Annotated in this window: 18 protein-coding genes; 15 read left to right on the top strand and 3 right to left on the bottom strand. The window is 62.0% G+C overall.

Going from position 1 to position 17,443, the window contains the following annotated elements; genetic code table 11:
- The first annotated feature begins 65 nt into the window (after positions 1–65).
- From cobO to V6607_RS08090, 13 genes are all read left to right on the top strand, one after another.
- On the top strand, positions 66–677 hold the full coding sequence (gene cobO / locus V6607_RS08030; protein WP_134325925.1) for a cob(I)yrinic acid a,c-diamide adenosyltransferase: 612 nt from the start codon (positions 66–68) through the stop codon (positions 675–677).
- Positions 674–2,065: a cobyrinate a,c-diamide synthase gene (locus V6607_RS08035; RefSeq protein ID WP_087694821.1), complete on the top strand. Its 1,392-nt coding sequence runs from the start codon at positions 674–676 to the stop codon at positions 2,063–2,065. Before cobO ends, V6607_RS08035 begins: the two co-directional genes overlap by 4 nt.
- On the top strand, positions 2,062–2,712 hold the full coding sequence (bluB, locus tag V6607_RS08040) for a 5,6-dimethylbenzimidazole synthase (protein WP_134325926.1): 651 nt from the start codon (positions 2,062–2,064) through the stop codon (positions 2,710–2,712). The genes V6607_RS08035 and bluB overlap by 4 nt, the downstream gene beginning before the upstream one ends.
- Positions 2,709–3,617 carry an adenosylcobinamide-phosphate synthase CbiB gene (cbiB, locus tag V6607_RS08045; RefSeq protein WP_003210754.1) on the top strand — a complete coding sequence of 303 codons (909 nt, stop codon included), beginning with the start codon at positions 2,709–2,711 and terminating at the stop codon, positions 3,615–3,617. The genes bluB and cbiB overlap by 4 nt, the downstream gene beginning before the upstream one ends.
- Positions 3,610–4,599 (top strand): threonine-phosphate decarboxylase CobD, encoded by a 990-nt coding sequence (gene cobD, locus V6607_RS08050; protein WP_003210755.1) that lies wholly within the window; start codon positions 3,610–3,612, stop codon positions 4,597–4,599. The genes cbiB and cobD overlap by 8 nt, the downstream gene beginning before the upstream one ends.
- The gene (locus V6607_RS08055; protein ID WP_134325927.1) at positions 4,596–6,047 is read left to right on the top strand and encodes a cobyric acid synthase; all 1,452 of its coding nucleotides are present in this window, start codon (positions 4,596–4,598) and stop codon (positions 6,045–6,047) included. The genes cobD and V6607_RS08055 overlap by 4 nt, the downstream gene beginning before the upstream one ends.
- Positions 6,048–6,898: 851 nt before the next feature.
- Positions 6,899–7,417 carry a bifunctional adenosylcobinamide kinase/adenosylcobinamide-phosphate guanylyltransferase gene (gene cobU / locus V6607_RS08060; RefSeq protein ID WP_003214917.1) on the top strand — a complete coding sequence of 173 codons (519 nt, stop codon included), beginning with the start codon at positions 6,899–6,901 and terminating at the stop codon, positions 7,415–7,417.
- Positions 7,417–8,472: a nicotinate-nucleotide--dimethylbenzimidazole phosphoribosyltransferase gene (gene cobT, locus V6607_RS08065; protein ID WP_008432703.1), complete on the top strand. Its 1,056-nt coding sequence runs from the start codon at positions 7,417–7,419 to the stop codon at positions 8,470–8,472. The genes cobU and cobT overlap by 1 nt, the downstream gene beginning before the upstream one ends.
- On the top strand, positions 8,469–9,044 hold the full coding sequence (cobC, locus tag V6607_RS08070; RefSeq protein WP_003214921.1) for an alpha-ribazole phosphatase family protein: 576 nt from the start codon (positions 8,469–8,471) through the stop codon (positions 9,042–9,044). The genes cobT and cobC overlap by 4 nt, the downstream gene beginning before the upstream one ends.
- Positions 9,045–9,046: 2 nt before the next feature.
- Positions 9,047–9,775 (top strand): adenosylcobinamide-GDP ribazoletransferase, encoded by a 729-nt coding sequence (locus V6607_RS08075; RefSeq protein WP_134325928.1) that lies wholly within the window; start codon positions 9,047–9,049, stop codon positions 9,773–9,775.
- Positions 9,776–9,817: 42 nt separating this feature from the next.
- Entirely contained in the window at positions 9,818–10,222 is a 405-nt protein-coding gene (locus V6607_RS08080) for a MarR family winged helix-turn-helix transcriptional regulator (RefSeq protein WP_134325929.1), read from the top strand.
- 62 nt (positions 10,223–10,284) lie between these two features.
- A complete protein-coding gene (locus V6607_RS08085; RefSeq protein WP_161635735.1) occupies positions 10,285–11,484 on the top strand; it encodes an MFS transporter in 1,200 nt (399 codons plus the stop codon).
- Positions 11,485–11,634: 150 nt separating this feature from the next.
- Positions 11,635–12,186 (top strand): redoxin domain-containing protein, encoded by a 552-nt coding sequence (locus tag V6607_RS08090; protein WP_134325930.1) that lies wholly within the window; start codon positions 11,635–11,637, stop codon positions 12,184–12,186.
- Between the two features lie 65 nt (positions 12,187–12,251).
- Here V6607_RS08090 and V6607_RS08095 read toward each other — a convergent pair whose 3' ends face one another.
- From V6607_RS08095 to V6607_RS08105, 3 genes are all read right to left on the bottom strand, one after another.
- Complete coding sequence (locus V6607_RS08095) at positions 12,252–13,526, bottom strand: outer membrane protein transport protein (RefSeq protein WP_026078188.1); 1,275 nt, start codon at positions 13,524–13,526, stop codon at positions 12,252–12,254.
- Between the two features lie 146 nt (positions 13,527–13,672).
- Positions 13,673–14,155, bottom strand: coding sequence for a hypothetical protein (locus V6607_RS08100; protein ID WP_087695206.1), 483 nt, complete (start codon positions 14,153–14,155; stop codon positions 13,673–13,675).
- A 265-nt stretch (positions 14,156–14,420) separates the two neighbouring features.
- On the bottom strand, positions 14,421–14,645 hold the full coding sequence (locus V6607_RS08105; protein ID WP_003214941.1) for a hypothetical protein: 225 nt from the start codon (positions 14,643–14,645) through the stop codon (positions 14,421–14,423).
- Between the two features lie 846 nt (positions 14,646–15,491).
- On the opposite strand from V6607_RS08105, the gene V6607_RS08110 reads away from it, so the two are divergent.
- Both V6607_RS08110 and rmuC read left to right on the top strand, forming a co-directional pair.
- Positions 15,492–15,815, top strand: a complete 324-nt coding sequence (locus tag V6607_RS08110; RefSeq protein ID WP_023659092.1) for a sel1 repeat family protein — start codon at positions 15,492–15,494, stop codon at positions 15,813–15,815.
- Between the two features lie 175 nt (positions 15,816–15,990).
- Positions 15,991–17,355 (top strand): DNA recombination protein RmuC, encoded by a 1,365-nt coding sequence (gene rmuC / locus V6607_RS08115; protein WP_173406092.1) that lies wholly within the window; start codon positions 15,991–15,993, stop codon positions 17,353–17,355.
- The last annotated feature ends 88 nt before the right edge of the window (positions 17,356–17,443 follow it).

Consider the following 17,443-nt stretch of genomic DNA (forward strand, 5'->3'; position numbering starts at 1 on the left):
CTTGGCTGTCTGTATGTGTCTTTTTCCTGCCCGCCGTTTTTGTCCAGCCCCAACGGAGAGCTGCCATGACTGAATCCCCCGATCGTGACGAACGCCACCTGGCGCGCATGCTGCGCAAAAAAACCGTGATTGACGAGCGCATTGCCAATTCACCGAACGAGTGCGGGTTGCTGCTGGTGCTTACCGGCAATGGCAAAGGCAAGAGCAGCTCGGCCTTTGGCATGCTCGCCCGGGCCATGGGCCACGGCATGCAGTGTGGCGTGGTGCAGTTCATCAAGGGCCGCAACAGCACTGGCGAAGAACTGTTCTTCCGCCGTTTCCCCGAGCAGGTGCGCTTCCACGTGATGGGCGAAGGTTTTACCTGGGAAACCCAGGACCGTGCCCGCGACATCGTGGCCGCCGAAGCCGCCTGGGCGGTCTCCCGGGAAATGCTGCAGAACCCGGCCATCGGCCTGGTGGTGCTGGATGAACTGAACATCGCCCTCAAGCACGGCTACCTCGACCTGGACCAGGTACTCAGCGACCTGCAGGCCCGCCCGCCGATGCAACACGTGCTGGTTACCGGCCGTGGCGCGAAACCCGAATTGATCGAAATGGCCGACACCGTGACTGAAATGGGCATGCTCAAGCATGCGTTCCAGGCCGGTATCAAGGCGCAGAAAGGCATCGAACTTTGAATCAGCCCCGTCACTGTCCTGCTGTGCTGATCGCCGCACCGGCGTCCGGCCAGGGCAAAACCACCGTCACCGCCGCGCTCGCCCGTTTGCACCGCAACCTGGGGCGCAAGGTGCGAGTGTTCAAATGCGGCCCGGACTTTCTCGACCCGATGATCCACGAGCGCGCCAGTGGTGCGCCGGTCTATCAATTGGACATGTGGATGGTCGGCGAGCAGGAAAGTCGCCGATTGCTGTGGGAAGCGGCGGGGGAAGCCGACCTGATCCTGATCGAAGGCGTGATGGGCCTGTTCGACGGCACGCCGTCCAGCGCCGACCTGGCGCGGCATTTTGGCGTGCCGGTACTGGCGGTCATCGATGGCACGGCCATGGCCCAGACCTTCGGTGCCCTGGCATTGGGCTTGGCGCGTTACCAGGCGGACCTGCCGTTTGCCGGCGTGCTGGCCAACCGCGTCGGCACGCTGCGCCATGCGCAACTGCTTGAAGGCAGCCTGACCGAAGGCCTGCGCTGGTACGGCGCACTGTCCCGGGAAACCGGGATCGAATTGCCCAGCCGCCACCTTGGCCTGGTGCAGGCCAGCGAATTGAACGACCTCGACCTGCGCCTCGACGCCGCCGCCCAGGCCCTGGGCAGCAGCTGTGAGGTAGCGCTGCCACCGCCGGTGGAATTCGCTGCGCCCGAGGTGATCGAGGCCCAACCGTTGCTGGCCGGCGTGCGCATCGCCGTGGCCCGCGACGAAGCCTTCGCGTTTACCTACGGCGCCAGCCTCGACCTGTTGCGAGCGATGGGCGCCGAGCTGCGCTTCTTCTCGCCGATTCGTGACCGCGCATTGCCCGAAGCTGACAGCCTCTACCTGCCCGGCGGTTATCCGGAATTGCATCACCAGGCGCTGTCGGAAAATACCGCGATGCTCGACGCCATCCGCGCCCACCACGCTGCTGGCAAGCCACTGCTGGCCGAATGCGGCGGCATGCTCTATCTGCTGGACTCACTCACCGATGTCGACGGCACCCGTGCCGAACTGGTCGGCCTGCTCCAGGGCGACGCCGTGATGCAAAAGCGTCTGGCGGCACTGGCCCTGCAAAACGTCGAACTGCCCGAAGGCCTCTTGCGCGGTCACACCTACCATCACTCGCTGACCAGCACCGAGTGGCAGCCGATTGCCCGGGGCCTGAGCCCGAATGGCGGGCGCGGTGCCGAGGCGGTTTATCGTCAGGGCCGGATGACGGCTTCCTACGTGCACTTTTATTTCCCGTCCAACCCGATGGCGGTGGCTGCCTTGTTTGCGCCAAGCCTTGAGACCGCCATCGCAGGCAAGCCCGCTCCCACAGTTGACCGAGTTGAAACGCAATCTACTGTGGGAGCGGGCTTGCCCGCGATGAGGCCATGACTGACAACGCCTTTCCGGAAGCCGACCGCGAAGCCGTCTACCGCGCTATCGCCGAACGCCGCGACATGCGGCACTTCAGCGGTGGCAGCGTGGCGCCGCAATTGCTCCATCGCCTGCTGCAAGCCGCGCACCAGGCGCCGAGCGTCGGCTTGATGCAGCCCTGGCGTTTTATCCGCATCAGCGACCGCAACCTGCGCGGCCAGATCCGGCAGCTAGTGGAAGAAGAACGCGTACGCACCGCCGAGGCTCTCGGCCAGCGCTCCGACCAGTTCATGAAGCTCAAGGTCGAAGGCATCAACGACTGCGCCGAAGTGCTGGTGGCTGCCTTGATGGACGACCGCGAGCGGCATATCTTCGGGCGCCGCACCTTGCCGGAAATGGACATGGCATCGTTGTCCTGTGCGATTCAGAATCTATGGCTGGCGGCTCGTGTCGAAGGGCTGGGCATGGGCTGGGTCTCGCTGTTCGAGCCCCAGGCCCTGGCCGATCTGCTGGGCCTGCCGCCCGGTGCCAAGCCGTTGGCCGTGTTGTGCCTGGGCCCGGTGGCCGAGTTCTACCCGGCACCGATGTTGCAGCTCGAAGGCTGGACCGAACCACGGCCGCTGAGTGACATGTTGTACGAGAATGTTTGGGGAGTGAGTCAATGAGTGTGGCCTTGCTGAGTGTCGCTGCCGTGGCGCTGGATGCGCTGCTGGGCGAGCCCAGGCGCTGGCATCCGCTGGTGGCGTTCGGCAATTTTGCCGGGCGCATCGAGCAACGATTCAACTCCGGCGGGCGGGGCTGGCGCAGCCATGGCGTCACCGCCTGGGTGATCGCGGTGGTGCCGCTGACCCTGCTGGCCACGGCGCTGTCGTGGGCGCCCTACATCGGCTGGGTCCTGGAAATCCTCGCATTGTATTGCGCCCTCGGCATGCGTAGCCTCGGCGAGCACGTGCTGCCGGTAGCGCAAGCATTGCGCAGCGATGACCTGGACGAGGCACGCAAACGCGTCAGCTACCTGGTCAGTCGCCAGACCAGCGAGCTGGACCGCACTGAAGTTGCCCGTGCGGCCACCGAATCGGTGCTGGAAAACGGCAGCGATGCGATATTTGCTGCGCTGTTCTGGTTTGTGGTCGCTGGCGTGCCCGGCGTGGTGCTCTATCGCCTGAGCAACACCCTGGACGCTATGTGGGGCTATCGCAATGAGCGCTTTGAACGTTTTGGCTGGGCCGCGGCGAAGATTGACGACGTGCTCAACTACATACCCGCACGCCTTGTAGCGTTGACCTACGCGCTGCTGGGCAAAACCCGCCTGGCTCTCAAATGCTGGCGCACCCAGGGCCCGACCTGGGACAGCCCCAACGCCGGCCCGGTGATGGCTGCGGGTGCCGGTGCCCTTGGCGTGGAGTTGGGCGGTGCAGCGATTTATCACGGTGAGCTGCACCAGCGCCCGCCACTGGGCGAAGGCCCGCCGGCGGATGCGGATTCCATCGAGCGTGGCTGGCAACTGGTGCAACGCGGCGTGTGGCTGTGGTTGCTGATCCTGTGTGTGGGGGCTGAGTTTTATGCTTGAGCACGGTGGCCGCTTGCGCAAGGCGGCGATGCAGTACGGCATTCCAGAAGCAGACTGGCTGGACCTGTCCAGCGGCCTGGCGCCGTGGCCGTTCCCGATTCCGGAAATCCCGCTGCGGGCCTGGGCACGCCTGCCTGAAAACGATGACGGCCTGGAGCAGGCTGCCTGTGAATATTACGGCACGCCCCATGTATTGCCGGTGGCCGGCTCCCAGGCCGCGATCCAGTTATTGCCGCGCCTGCGCCGGGCCGGCAAGGTCGGTGTGCTGTCGCCGTGTTACGCCGAACACGCAGAAGCCTGGCGTCGCGCCGGCTACATCGTGCGCGAAGTGCTGGAGCAGGAAGTCGACTTCTTCCTCGACAGCCTCGACGTGCTGGTGGTGGTCAACCCCAACAACCCCACCGGCCTGAGCCTGACGCCGCAACGCCTGCTGGACTGGCATGCTCGCCTGGCCCAACGCGGCGGCTGGCTGGTGGTGGATGAAGCCTTCATGGACATCACCCCGCAACTGAGCCTGGCGGGCCAGGCCCATCAAGTCGGCCTGATCGTGCTGCGCTCGTTCGGCAAATTCTTCGGCCTGGCCGGAGTGCGGCTGGGGTTCGTGCTGGCCGAGCGCAAGCTGCTCAAGCTGCTCGCCGAACAGGTGGGGCCGTGGGCCGTCAGCGGGCCGACGCGGGTGCTTGGGCAAGTATGCCTGCGCGATACCGCCGGCCATGCGCAACAGCGGCTGCGTTGCGAATCGGCCAGCCAGCGCCTGTTTGATGTGCTTGAACGCCACGACTTGCGGCCCCAGGGCGGCTGCGCGTTGTTCCAGTGGATGATCACGGACCGGGCTGAGCAGCTGCATGAATTCATGGCCCAGCGCGGCATTCTGCTGCGCTTGTTTGTCGACAACAGCAGCCTGCGTTTCGGCCTGCCGGATACCGAGGCCGACTGGTTGCGGCTGGAACAGGCACTGAAGGCCTACAAGGAAGCCTCATGAGTACCTTGATGGTGCAGGGCACCACCTCTGACGCCGGCAAAAGCACGCTGGTGACCGCACTCTGCCGCTGGCTGGTGCGCCAGGGCATCCCGGTGGTGCCCTTCAAGCCGCAGAACATGGCGCTCAACAGCGCCGTGACCGCCGAAGGTGGCGAAATCGGCCGAGCGCAGGCGGTGCAGGCCCAGGCCGCGAACCTGGCGCCCCATACCGACATGAACCCGGTGCTGCTCAAACCCAACAGCGACACGGGCTCCCAAGTGATCATCCACGGGCGCGCCGTGACCACCATGAATGCCGTGGCTTATCACGATTACAAAGCCATCGCGATGCAAGCGGTGCTGGCCTCTCATGCGCGGTTGAGTGCGGCTTACCCGGTGGTGATGGTCGAGGGTGCGGGTTCGCCGGCCGAGATCAATCTGCGGGCGAACGACATTGCCAACATGGGCTTTGCCGAAGCGGTGGACTGCCCGGTGCTGCTGATTGCCGACATCAATCGTGGCGGGGTGTTTGCGCACCTGGTGGGTACGCTGGAATTGTTGTCGCCGACCGAACAGGCGCGGGTCAAAGGCTTCATCATCAACCGGTTTCGCGGGGATATTGCGCTGTTGCAGCCGGGGCTGGATTGGCTGGAAGCGCGCACGGGCAAGCCGGTGGTGGGGGTGTTGCCGTATGTGATGGATTTGCACCTGGAGGCCGAGGACGGCATCGACCAGCGCCAGATCGACAAGGCGGCGCAGGTGCTCAAGGTGGTGGTGCCGGTGTTGCCGCGGATCAGTAATCACACGGATTTTGATCCGTTGCGGTTGCATCCGCAGGTAGATTTGCAGTTTGTGGGGCCGGGGCAGGCGATTCCTGCGGCGGACCTGATTATTTTGCCGGGCTCGAAGAGTGTGCGCAGTGATTTGGCGTATTTGCGGGCCAACGGGTGGGATACGGCGGTGGCGCGGCACCTGCGTTATGGCGGGAAGGTGCTGGGGATTTGTGGTGGGTTGCAGATGCTCGGCGAGCAGGTGCACGACCCGCTGGGGTTGGAAGGGCCTTGTGGTTCTAGCGCTGGGCTGGGGTTGTTGGCGTTCAGTACGACCCTGGAGGAGGAGAAGCAGCTGCGTAACGTGCGGGGGCGGTTGTTGCTGGAGGAGGCCGAGGTGAGTGGGTATGAGATCCACGCGGGTGTAACCAGTGGCGCTGGCTTGGTGCGGGCTGCGGTGCAGTTGGACGATGGGCGCCTGGATGGGGCTCAGAGTGAGGATGGGCAGGTTCTCGGGACCTATCTGCATGGGGTGTTTGAGACGCCGGCTGCGTGTAGTGCGTTGTTGCGGTGGGCGGGGTTGGAGGATGTGCAATCGGTGGATTATCACGGGTTGCGGGAGCGGGATATTGAGCGGTTGGCGGACTTGGTAGAGCGGCATCTGGATACCGGGTTGTTGCGTTCGTTGTGTGGGGTTTGAGTTGGTTGTAATGGACGGTGTACATATCCGTTGCTGCGGTAACGGCCGCTTATGGTTCCGCTCTTACAGCGGGTCACTTTTGGCAAACGCCCCAAAAGTAACCAAAAGGTCTTTGCCCCACCACTCGGTGCCTCGCTTAGGCTCGGCATGCCCGCACTCCGGCCCGGTTCCGCGGGCCGCCGCGACGGGCCATCCATGGCCCGGCGCGGCTAAACCGGCATCCTTGCCGGTTTACCCGCTCCACCGTGCCTACTTGCGGCCATCGTGGTTGACGGGGCCCGCAGATCAAAATCAAAAGCAGATCAAGATCAAAAGCACGCAGCCTCGCTGGCGCTCGACAACTGCTACGGGCGGTGTGGCTCTGCTTTTCTGTAGGAGCTGGCTTGCCGGCGATGCAGACAACTCGGTGCATCAGGTACACCCAGTTGATGCTATCGCAGGCAAGCCAGCTCCCACATTTGACCGTGCCCGATTCTGATCTTGCTGTTGCTGTTGCTTCACCACACTCAAGCCGGCCGGTAGGCCGCTGTGCTCTTGCTTTTGATCTTGATTTTGATCTTGATCTTGGGCGCCCCGTTAAACCACGCTGGCCGAACGCAGGCTTTGGAGCGTGGGTAACCCGGCAGGACGCCGGGTTAGCCGCGCTGGGCCAAGGATGGCCCATCGCGGCGGCCCACGGTCCAAAGCCGGAGTGAGGGCACACCGAGCCTAAGCGAGGTGCCGAGTGGTGGGGCAAGAGCGTTTTGCTTACTTTTGCGCTCTTCAAAAGTGAGCCGCTGTAAGAGCGGAACCAATAGTCGCCGTTACCTAAATAACGGATATACACACAGTCAAAAACAGAGGCACAACCCATGCTCCAGTTGATCCTCGGCGGCGCCCGCTCCGGCAAAAGCCGCCTGGCTGAAAAACTCGCCACCGACAGCGGCCTAAGCGTCACCTACATAGCGACCAGCCAACCCCTGGACGGCGAAATGACCGCACGCGTCGCCCACCACCGCGAACGCCGCCCATCCGAATGGGGCCTGATCGAAGAGCCCGTCGAACTGGCCCGTGTCCTCAAGGAAAACGCCACCCCGAACCATTGCCTGCTGGTCGACTGCCTGACCCTATGGCTCACCAACCTGCTGATGCTCGAAGACCCCGACCGTCTCAAAGAAGAGCGTGAGGCCCTGCTACAAACCCTGGCCACCCTCCCGGGAGAAATCATTTTTGTCAGCAACGAGACCGGAATGGGTGTCGTGCCGCTGGGCGAATTGACTCGCCGCTATGTCGATGAAGCCGGTTGGCTGCATCAAGCCTTGGCCGAACGTTGTCAGCGCGTTGTCCTGACCGTCGCCGGCCTGCCCCTGACTTTGAAAGGTACTGCGTAATGACCGACACCTGGTGGCTCAACCCCTGCAAGGCGATCGACCCCCAAGCCCACGAACAAGCCCTGGCCCGTCAGCAGCAACTGACCAAACCCGCCGGCTCCCTCGGCCAGTTGGAAGCCGTGGCCGTCCAACTGGCCGGCCTCCAGGGCCAGGTCAAACCCAGCGTCGACCACCTGTGGATCGCGATCTTTGCCGGCGACCACGGCGTCGTCGCCGAAGGTGTCTCCGCCTTCCCCCAGGAAGTCACTGGCCAGATGCTTCACAACTTCGTCACCGGTGGCGCCGCCATCAGCGTGCTTGCGCGCCAACTCGACGCCAAGCTGGAAGTGGTCGACCTCGGCACCATCACCCCGACGTTGAACCTGCCGGGCGTCCGCCACCTGAATATCGGTCTCGGCACCGCCAACTTCGTCAACGGCCCGGCAATGACCGAAGCCCAGGGCCAACTGGCCCTGCAAGCCGGCCGCGACAGCGTGCACCGCGCTATCACCAGCGGTGCGCAACTGTTTATCGGCGGCGAAATGGGCATTGGCAACACCACCGCCGCCAGTGCCCTGGCCTGCGCGCTGCTGGATTGCCAGGTCAGTGACTTGACCGGCCCCGGCACCGGCCTGAACGCCCAGGGTGTCAGCCATAAGGTCGCCGTCATCGAGCGCGCCCTTGCGCTGCACGCCAGCGACCGCGACGACGCACTGAAAACCCTGTTCAACCTCGGCGGCTTTGAGATTGCCGCACTGGTCGGTGCCTATCTGGCCTGTGCCCAAGAAGGTGTCGTGGTGCTGGTGGACGGTTTTATCTGCACCGTCGCCGCCTTGGTCGCGACGCGCCTGAACCCCGGCTGTCGTGAATGGCTGCTGTTCGGCCACCGCGGTGCCGAGCCCGGCCATCGTCACGTGCTGCAAAGCCTCAACGCCGAGCCTTTGCTGGAACTCGGGCTGCGCCTGGGTGAAGGCAGTGGCGCCGCGCTCGCTGTGCCGTTGCTGCGCCTGGCCTGCGCGCTGCACGGGCAGATGGCGACCTTCGCCGAAGCAGCCGTAGCGGATCGCCCGGCATGACTTTGCGCCTGGACCTGCTGCGCCACGGCGAAACCGAACTGGGCGGCGGCTTGCGCGGCAGCCTGGACGATGCGCTCACGGCCAAGGGCTGGGAGCAGATGCGTGAGGCGGTGGTGGCGCAGGGCCCTTGGGAGCGTCTGGTCAGTTCGCCGCTGCAACGTTGTGCGCGGTTTGCCGAGGAGTTGGGCACGCGCCTGAACCTGCCGGTCACCCTCGAAAAGGATCTGCAGGAACTGCACTTCGGCGCCTGGGAAGGGCAGAGCGCTGCAGCCTTGATGGAAACCGACGCCGACGCGCTGGGCCTGTTCTGGGCTGATCCCTACAGTTTTACGCCGCCGCAGGGCGAGCCGGTTTCGCAGTTCTCCGCGCGTGTTTTGGGGGCTGTCGGCCGCTTGCATCAAGCCTATGCCGGCCAGCGAGTGCTGCTGATCAGCCATGGTGGAGTCATGCGTTTGCTGCTGGCCCAGGCGCGAGGCCTGCCGCGTGAGCAACTGTTGAATGTCGAAGTCGGCCATGGTGGCCTGTTCAGCCTGCAGGTCGAGGCGGATGGCGTATTAAGGGAAGGACGCTGAGCATGTTGCCGTTCTGGATCGCCTTGCAGTTTCTCAGCAGCCTGCCGATTCGCTTGCCGGGCATGCCGCAACCCCAGGAACTGGGGCGTTCGTTGCTGTTTTATCCGGTGGTGGGGCTGCTGTTCGGGCTACTGCTGTGGGGCTTGAACGCCGTGTTGATGGGCGCGCCATTGCTGCTGCACGCCGCGCTGCTGTTGACCGCGTGGGTGTTGCTCAGTGGCGGCCTGCACCTGGACGGCCTGGCCGACAGCGCCGACGCCTGGCTCGGTGGCTTCGGTGACCGCGAGCGCACCCTGACCATCATGAAAGACCCGCGCAGCGGCCCGATCGCGGTGGTCACCCTGGGCCTGGTGTTGCTGCTCAAATTCACCGCGCTGGTGGCATTGATCGAGCAGCACAACGGCGCCGCGCTGATCCTCGCACCGTTGATTGGCCGCGCTTCGATGCTGGCGCTGTTTCTCACCACGCGCTATGTGCGCGCCGGTGGCCTGGGGCAGGCCCTGGCGGATCATTTGCCACGGATCGTCGGCCAACAGGTGCTGATCCTCAGCGGCCTGGCGTGTATCTTGATCGGCGGTTTCAGTGGCGGGATTGCCGTGCTGGTGGCTGCCCTTTGTTTTATCGGCTTGCGCCAATTGATGGTCAATCGCCTCGGCGGCACCACCGGCGACACCGCCGGCGCGCTGTTGGAACTGCTGGAACTGGCGGTGTTGATCAGTCTGGTGCTGTAACACTTTCTTGCATTTCATTAATCCCGGGTATATACACGCTCCATGCTTGCCTCCCAATGTTTATGCACAAACCTGCGTCGCGCCGCTCGTGGCGTCAGCAGGCATTACGACGGCGCTCTCGACGGCTTCGGGATCAACGTTGCCCAGTATTCTTTGCTGTGTAATCTGCAGCGCCTCGATCAACCGAGCATTTCCAGCCTGGCCGACGCCATGGGCCTGGATCGCAGCACACTGGGGCGCAACCTGCGGGTGCTGGAAGGCGAGGGCCTGGTGCAGTTGGTGGAGGGCGATGACTTGCGCAACCGCCTGGTCTTGCTGACCGAGGCGGGTCTCGAACGGCTCGCCGCCGCATTGCCGGCCTGGGAAGCGGCGCAGCAGAAATTGATTGATAAGTTGGGCGCCGAAAAGCGCGAAACCCTGTTGGCCTTGCTGGATGAACTCGCTTGACGCGAGTTTGTTCGATGATAAGCGGGTATATACCCGCGAACGGAGAATAAGAAATGACCTCGATGTGGCGCACCAGCGGCTGGATTCTTGTGGGGAGTGCGCTGATCCTCGCGTTGTCCCTCGGCGTGCGACATGGCTTCGGCCTGTTCCTGGCGCCCATGAGTGCCGAATTCGGCTGGGGCCGTGAAACCTTTGCCTTTGCCATCGCCCTGCAAAACCTGATCTGGGGCCTGGCACAGCCGTTTACCGGCGCCTTGGCCGACCGCTTCGGCGCCGCCAAGGTGGTGATGATCGGTGGTGTGCTTTACGCGCTGGGCCTGGTGTTCATGGGCCTTTCGGATTCAGCGTGGTCGTTGTCCCTGAGTGCCGGGTTGCTGATCGGCATTGGCCTGTCGGGTACTTCGTTCTCGGTGATCCTCGGGGTGGTGGGGCGTGCCGTGGCGCCGGAAAAACGCAGCATGGCCATGGGTATCGCCAGCGCCGCCGGCTCGTTCGGCCAGTTCGCCATGTTGCCGGGCACCCTCGGTTTGATCGGCTGGCTTGGCTGGTCCGCCGCGTTGCTGGTGCTGGGCCTGATGGTGGCGCTGATCGTGCCGTTGGTGACCATGCTCAAGGATCGACCGTTGCCTGCGGTGGCTGGCCAGCAGACCTTGCGCGAAGCCTTGGGTGAGGCCTGCTCCCATTCAGGGTTCTGGCTGCTGGCGTTCGGCTTTTTTGTCTGCGGTTTCCAGGTGGTGTTTATCGGCGTGCACTTGCCGTCGTACCTGGTGGACCAGCACTTGCCGGCCTCGGTGGGGACGACCGTGCTGGCATTGATCGGCCTGTTCAATATCTTTGGCACCTATACCGCCGGATGGCTCGGCGGGCGCATGTCCAAACCCCGTTTGTTGACCGGTTTGTACCTGCTGCGGGCGGTGGTGATCGTGATCTTCCTGTGGGCGCCGGTGACGCAGACCAGCGCCTACCTGTTCGGCATGGCGATGGGCTTCCTGTGGCTGTCCACGGTGCCACTGACCAACGGCACGGTCGCGACCTTGTTTGGTGTCAGAAACCTTTCCATGCTCGGTGGGATCGTGTTCCTGTTCCATCAACTGGGCTCGTTCCTCGGCGGCTGGTTGGGCGGGGTGGTCTATGATCGAACCGGCAGCTACGATTTGATCTGGCAGGTGGCAATCGTCCTGAGCCTGGTGGCAGCGGCGCTGAACTGGCCGGTGCGCGAGCGCCCGGTGGCACGTTTGCAGGCGCAAATGGGGGTGGCATGAATTCGGCCTGGCATTGGCTCGGCGCAGCAGGAGCAGGACTCTTGCTGCTGCTGGCGTGGTGGGGCTGGCAACAGGGCGGCCTGGCATTGATGCAGTTGGGCATGGCGATCTGTTAAGTTCTGTGTCTGAGACTTTTCAAGGACACCTCACATGCAGATGCGCTGGTTCGCAGTACCCGCTCTGATGGTGGCTTTTGGCGGTGTCGCCATGGCTGCCGAGTGCCCGCCGTTGCTTGAAGGCCAGTTGCCCAAGCTGCGCGCCAAGGAATCCATCGACCTGTGCCAGCGCTTTGCCGGCAAGCCGCTGCTGATCGTCAACACCGCCAGCTTCTGCGGGTTTGCGCCGCAGTTCAAAGGGCTTGAAGCGTTGTACCAGCGCTACAAGGGCCAGGGGCTGGAAGTGATTGGCGTGCCGTCCGATGACTTCAAGCAGGAAGCCAAGACCGGGGAGGAAACTGCCAAGGTTTGTTACGTTAATTACGGCGTGACCTTCACCATGACCGAACCACAGAAGGTCAAGGGCCCGGACGCGGTGCATCTGTTCAAGATCCTGGCGCAGCAGAGCAGTGCGCCGAAGTGGAATTTCTACAAGTACGTGGTGGACCGCCAGGGCAAGGTGATCGCCAACTTCTCCAGCCTGACCAAGCCGGATAGCCCGGACCTGATCAAGGCGGTGGAAGACGCGTTGGCCTCCAAACCCTGATCACCGCCCACAAAAAAGCCCCGCCTCTTTTGCAAGAGTGCGGGGCTTTTTTGTGCCGCTTTACATCAGAACTTGTACGTCACGCCCAGGCCGAAACCGTTGGCGCTGTTTTCGTACTTGGCGCTGTAGGAACCCAGTGCGTTGGACTTGTTAACTTTTACCGGCTCTTCCTTCAGGTAGGAATAAGCCAGGTCAACAGTCATGTTATCCATCACGGCATAACCCAGGCCCACACTGAAGATGGTCCGGTCGCCAGTAGGAATACGTGGGGAACGGTCAGTGTTGTTGGTTGGCGACTGGTCGAAAGTCAGGCCGGTACGCAGTACCACTTGCTTGGTGACCTGGTACGAAGTACCCAGGGCGTAGGCCCAGGTGTCGTGCCAGTTCTGAGGTTCAGTGATAGTGCCGATGACCGACGGTGCGAGGAAGCCGTTGGCGCCCGTTACACCCTGGTTCTTGACAGTGATGTCTTTCAGGCGGCTCCAGCGAGTCCAGGTAGCACCGCCATAGAGTTTCCAGGCGTCAGTCAGGTCCTGGGTTACCGACAGGTCGTAAGACTCTGGCGTGTCGATGCTCAGCGAGGCGTCGTAGCGGCCACTGCCAATGGCACCGGCAGTCGGGGCAGGCGCTGTCACCTCGGTGTGGCCGTCAAGCTTGTAGCTGACCTTGGAGTGGTAGGTCAGGCCGACGCGCGTGGTATCGGTGGCCTGTACCAGTACGCCGACGTTGAAACCAATGGCGGTATCGTCGCCCTTGATCGTGACGTTGGTCGAAGGCACGGCAGGGTTCAGGGTCAGTTCGGACTCCAGCTTGCCGGAGATCCGGTTGATGGTAGGACCGAAACCGATGGAAACCCGGTCGTTGAATGCGTAGCTGACCGTTGGCTGCAGAGTGATTACAGATACTTTGCTGTAGCTGCCGAACCCGCTGCCCTGGAAGCCGCGTTCGTAATCAGTCACCAGGCCGAACGGTGCGTAAACACCAAAGCCGACAGCCCACTGATCGTTGAGTTTGTTGGTGTAGAAGCCGAACGGTACGCCGGTGAAGGGCACCATGTCGCCTTTGTTGGTGCCCCTGGAACGGCCGCCGGCATCTTTGATGTCGGTCGAGGCATCGATGGCTGCAACACCACCCGTGATTTGCTGGCCTTCAAGGCGAGCCATACCGGCAGGGTTGCCATAAACAGTGCTTGCGTTATCGGCAGATGAAGAACGTCCCGCAAAACCGGTACCCATCCCGGCAACGTCTTGTTCGTTGAGGGCGAAGCCGCTCGCGAACACGTGGGAGGATGCCATTGCAACGGCGAGGCTAAGTGTCGTCTTGAGCATTACTTTTTTCATTATTAGAACTCCGTGGTGATCACCGCTGCGGAAAGTAACAATAAATTTATGTTTGCGCTATAGGCTCAAACACAGGAGATAGAGCGGTTTTGTAGGACAATCCGACCAAAATCAACGTTTTTAGCCGAATCTTGCAAATCGCCCGGTCAACAGGCGACGTGATTCATGGGTGAAACACAGGTTTGCCAGGCCTGGGTGAAATCCCGGAGCCGGCCTTGAGGGTGAAATATTTCTTTCCAGATACGTGCCATCGCCAATACGTCGTCGGCCGGTGGCAGGTTTGGGCGGTGTTGTTCCACCAGCAGCCAGGCGATGGCGGTGGCGTAGCGCAGGTTGACCGTCAGCTCAAGCTGCGGCCCGCTGAGGAAGGCATGCTGGCTGGCGAGTCCGCGTACCAGGCTGGCGCGCTCGGGGTCCAGCGCCAGGTAGTTATCCCACAGCGCGCGATGACGCGGCTCGGTGATGCTGTAGAGGCCATGGCCGCGGCGGTCGTGCAGGGCTGAGCCGAGCGCCGACTGGCTGGCGGCGATGCCCAGCAGCAGGGATTCAGCCGTCTGGTTATGGCGACCCAGGTAAAGCAGGGTGGGCCGGATCACATAACGACACAATTCGCTGGCGGCGATGCCCATAAATGCCTCAATCCATGAAATTAATCGGCGATACCTGAGCGAGGGCTTGGCAGCGGTGAATCGGATCTCAGGTCCGCCGGAAGCGGATCATGCCGCTTGAGTTGAAGTGTAGTGTCATATTTACGATGTAAAGGACTGTTTTTAAAATATTTTCATCATTTAGTTATATCGTTTATATCAATTTAAACTTAGCGCGCCTGAATTTCAGGCAATAAAAAACCCCGGGTTTTAACCGGGGTTTTTGTGTTTCAGCGATTCGGGTCGATCAGGCAACCAGTGCCTGGCGAGTACGATCGATCACGGCCTGCAGCGGTTCTGCGCTGGAGTATTGATCGGGGTACAGGCGTTCGCTGTGACGAGCGATGCCGTGTTCGTTGACCAGGGTAAAGCTGAAGCAGCCTTTGCGAGCGGCCATGATCAGGCAGTTCATTGGTGCAAAAGCGTTGGTGAGGGTGCGAATGGCATCCTGAGTGTGGATTTGAGTGGACATATTATTGGTGTTCCTACAAATGACACGGTTAAGAACCGTGCAACGTTAAAACGTTCCAGTGACGTTGATCACCATTGATCGAACGAAGAACCCGACTGGAACAAAGCAGCCAGTTTGAAGCGCTATTAAGTTGGCGCGCTTGGGCTGGCAGGTAGGTACTTAGGAGGGCAGGCAACACAACAGGGGCAAAGGTTCTGGGCCCGGGGTGAAGATCCTGATCAATTTGCAGGTTGGTTCTTTCAGAGTATGGAAACTTCGCGACACCCTTTGCATTGTTCAAAGGCCGTGTCGTCGCAAGTGATACCTGGAAACCATCGAGGTGGTCGATCCCTTTTTGTCGGCGGTGCCGTGAGGGAGTTGTTCGACCAGAATTGACTTTCAGCTTGGTACTAACGCCGCGGATAGTAACGGATTGAAACGATGAAAGGAAGTGTGATAGGCAAAAAACTTTTCGGGTCCTGGGCCTGCGGTAACATTCCTTAGCCGCTGCCTGAGCAAAAAACGCGGTTGATATAACCGGCGAGTGGGTAGTTGTGCACATTGGTGGCGCCCTGTGTAACTGAACTGACATACGCCCCGCAAAGCGCCCGGGTGCCTGCAACTAAAATTTAAGTCAATGAAAAATCGAGCTTTTTTTTATTGGTGAAAAAATCGTCAGTTTGACTGCGGCCCCCGTTCCATGGGCCTTTGCGGGACTTACAGAACGGTTGTCCACTGAGTTATCCACAGCTTCTGTGGATTGTCCCAAGCGCTTGCTCTAGAACGGGCGTGCAGGCTTTTTTCAGCTTTACCTGTACGAAAAAAAGAGTAGAGTGGCGCGCCTTCCGTTCTGTCCCACAGTGCTTTATGAAGTTTCGCTCAGTATCACCTTCTGTTACCGACAGCCCTCAGGTTGTTACCGCACCCAAGCGTTTTTCCCTGAAAGTTGCCTTGTGGTTGCTCGACAGCCCGCGCCTGGGCCACAGCCCCAACGTCAAACATTTTGCAGGGCATTTGCTCAAGCAACCGGCTCGTGCTGGCGTGGTGGTGGCGCAAAGCCGTCTGGGCCAGTTGATGTGCCGCGAGTGCGGCAATGCCCGCGACCGCCGTATCGGCCACGAACTGCTGCGCCAGGCCGCCCGCGCCGGTGACCGCATCGCCCAGCGTGAACTGGGCCAGATCGAAGACTGAGCTGTCCTCAATGCGCTGGCTTGGTTAACCTTCTTCTTTTCGGGTGACGGCAGGAATCGCTATGGCTTTTGACTGGACCAGTGTTGTGCTGGGTCTCGCCGCTGCTGGGTTGCCGCTGTTGGGGCTGTGCTGGCAGATTCAGCGCCGACTGAGCGCGCGAATGGCCGGCTGGGAATTGCTCGAAGAGCGCCTGGCCACCGCACAACTGGCCCAGGAAGGGCTCGCCGCGCAGTTGGACGCCAGCCGTGACGAAATCAGCGACCTGAGCCAGGCCAACGCTGCCAAACAGGCTGATCTGGCCGCCGTGCGCCGGGAAGTCGAACTGCTGCAGATCGACCGTGACAACGCCCGCGACGCCGCCCACGCCTGGAACCTCGACCGTTCCGCCAAGGAAACCGAACTACGCCGCCTGGATGCCTTGTCCGCGTCCCTGCGCGCCGAATTGCGCGAGCAACAGGAAAGCCATCAGCAACGCCTCAGTGACCTGCAAGGTTCCCGTGATGAGCTGCGCGCGCAGTTCGCTGAACTCGCCGGGAAGATCTTCGACGAGCGCGAGCAACGCTTCGCCGAAACCAGCCAACAGCGCCTCGGCCAATTGCTCGACCCGCTCAAGGAGCGCATCCAGTCGTTCGAAAAGCGTGTCGAAGAAAGCTACCAGAGCGAAGCCCGCGAGCGGTTTTCCCTGGCCAAGGAGCTGGAGCGCCTGCAACAGCTGAACCTGCGCCTGTCCGATGAAGCCACCAACCTGACCCGCGCCCTCAAGGGCCAGAAAACCCAGGGCAACTGGGGCGAGTTGATCCTGGAGCGGGTGCTGGAACATGCCGGTCTGGAAAAGGGCCGCGAGTACCAGACCCAGGTCAACCTCAAAGGCCCGGACGGCGAACGCTTCCAGCCCGACGTGTTGATCATGCTGCCGGGGGACAAGCAGGTAGTGGTGGACTCCAAGGTCAGCCTGACCGCCTATCAACAGTACGTCGCCGAGGACGACCAGGCGATCGGCCAGGCAGCCCTCAAGCAGCACGTACTGTCCTTGCGCAACCACGTCAAAGGCCTGGCCGGCAAGGACTACAAACGTCTGGAAGGCCTGCACAGCCTGGATTTCGTGCTGCTGTTCGTGCCCATTGAAGCCGCATTTTCGGCGGCGCTTCAAGCCGAGCCGAACCTGTTCCAGGAAGCCTTCGACCGCAACATCGTGATCGTCAGCCCGACCACGCTGTTGGCCACCTTGCGGGTGATCGACAGCCTGTGGAAACAGGAACGGCAAAGCCAGAACGCCCGGGAAATTGCCGAGCGCGCCGGTTGGCTGTACGACAAGTTCGTGCTGTTTATCCAGGACCTGGACGAGGTAGGCAACCGCCTGCAGCAGTTGGACAAAGCCTACAGCGCAGCGCGCAACAAGCTGACCGACGGACGCGGAAACCTGGTGAGCCGTACCGAGCAACTGAAGCTGCTCGGCGCCCGCGCCAGCAAAAGCCTGCCGGCCGACCTGCTGGAACGGGCGATGACCGATGAAGACGGCGTGGCGCAGTTGCCAGAATAGTCACCGGTCTCTGTGGGAGCTGGCTTGCCTGCGATGCAGGCGCCTCGTTCCTCCAGATACACCGAGGCGATGCCATCGCAGGCAAGCC

Source organism: Pseudomonas sp. KK18, assembly GCF_037094675.1.
Classification (GTDB): domain Bacteria; phylum Pseudomonadota; class Gammaproteobacteria; order Pseudomonadales; family Pseudomonadaceae; genus Aquipseudomonas.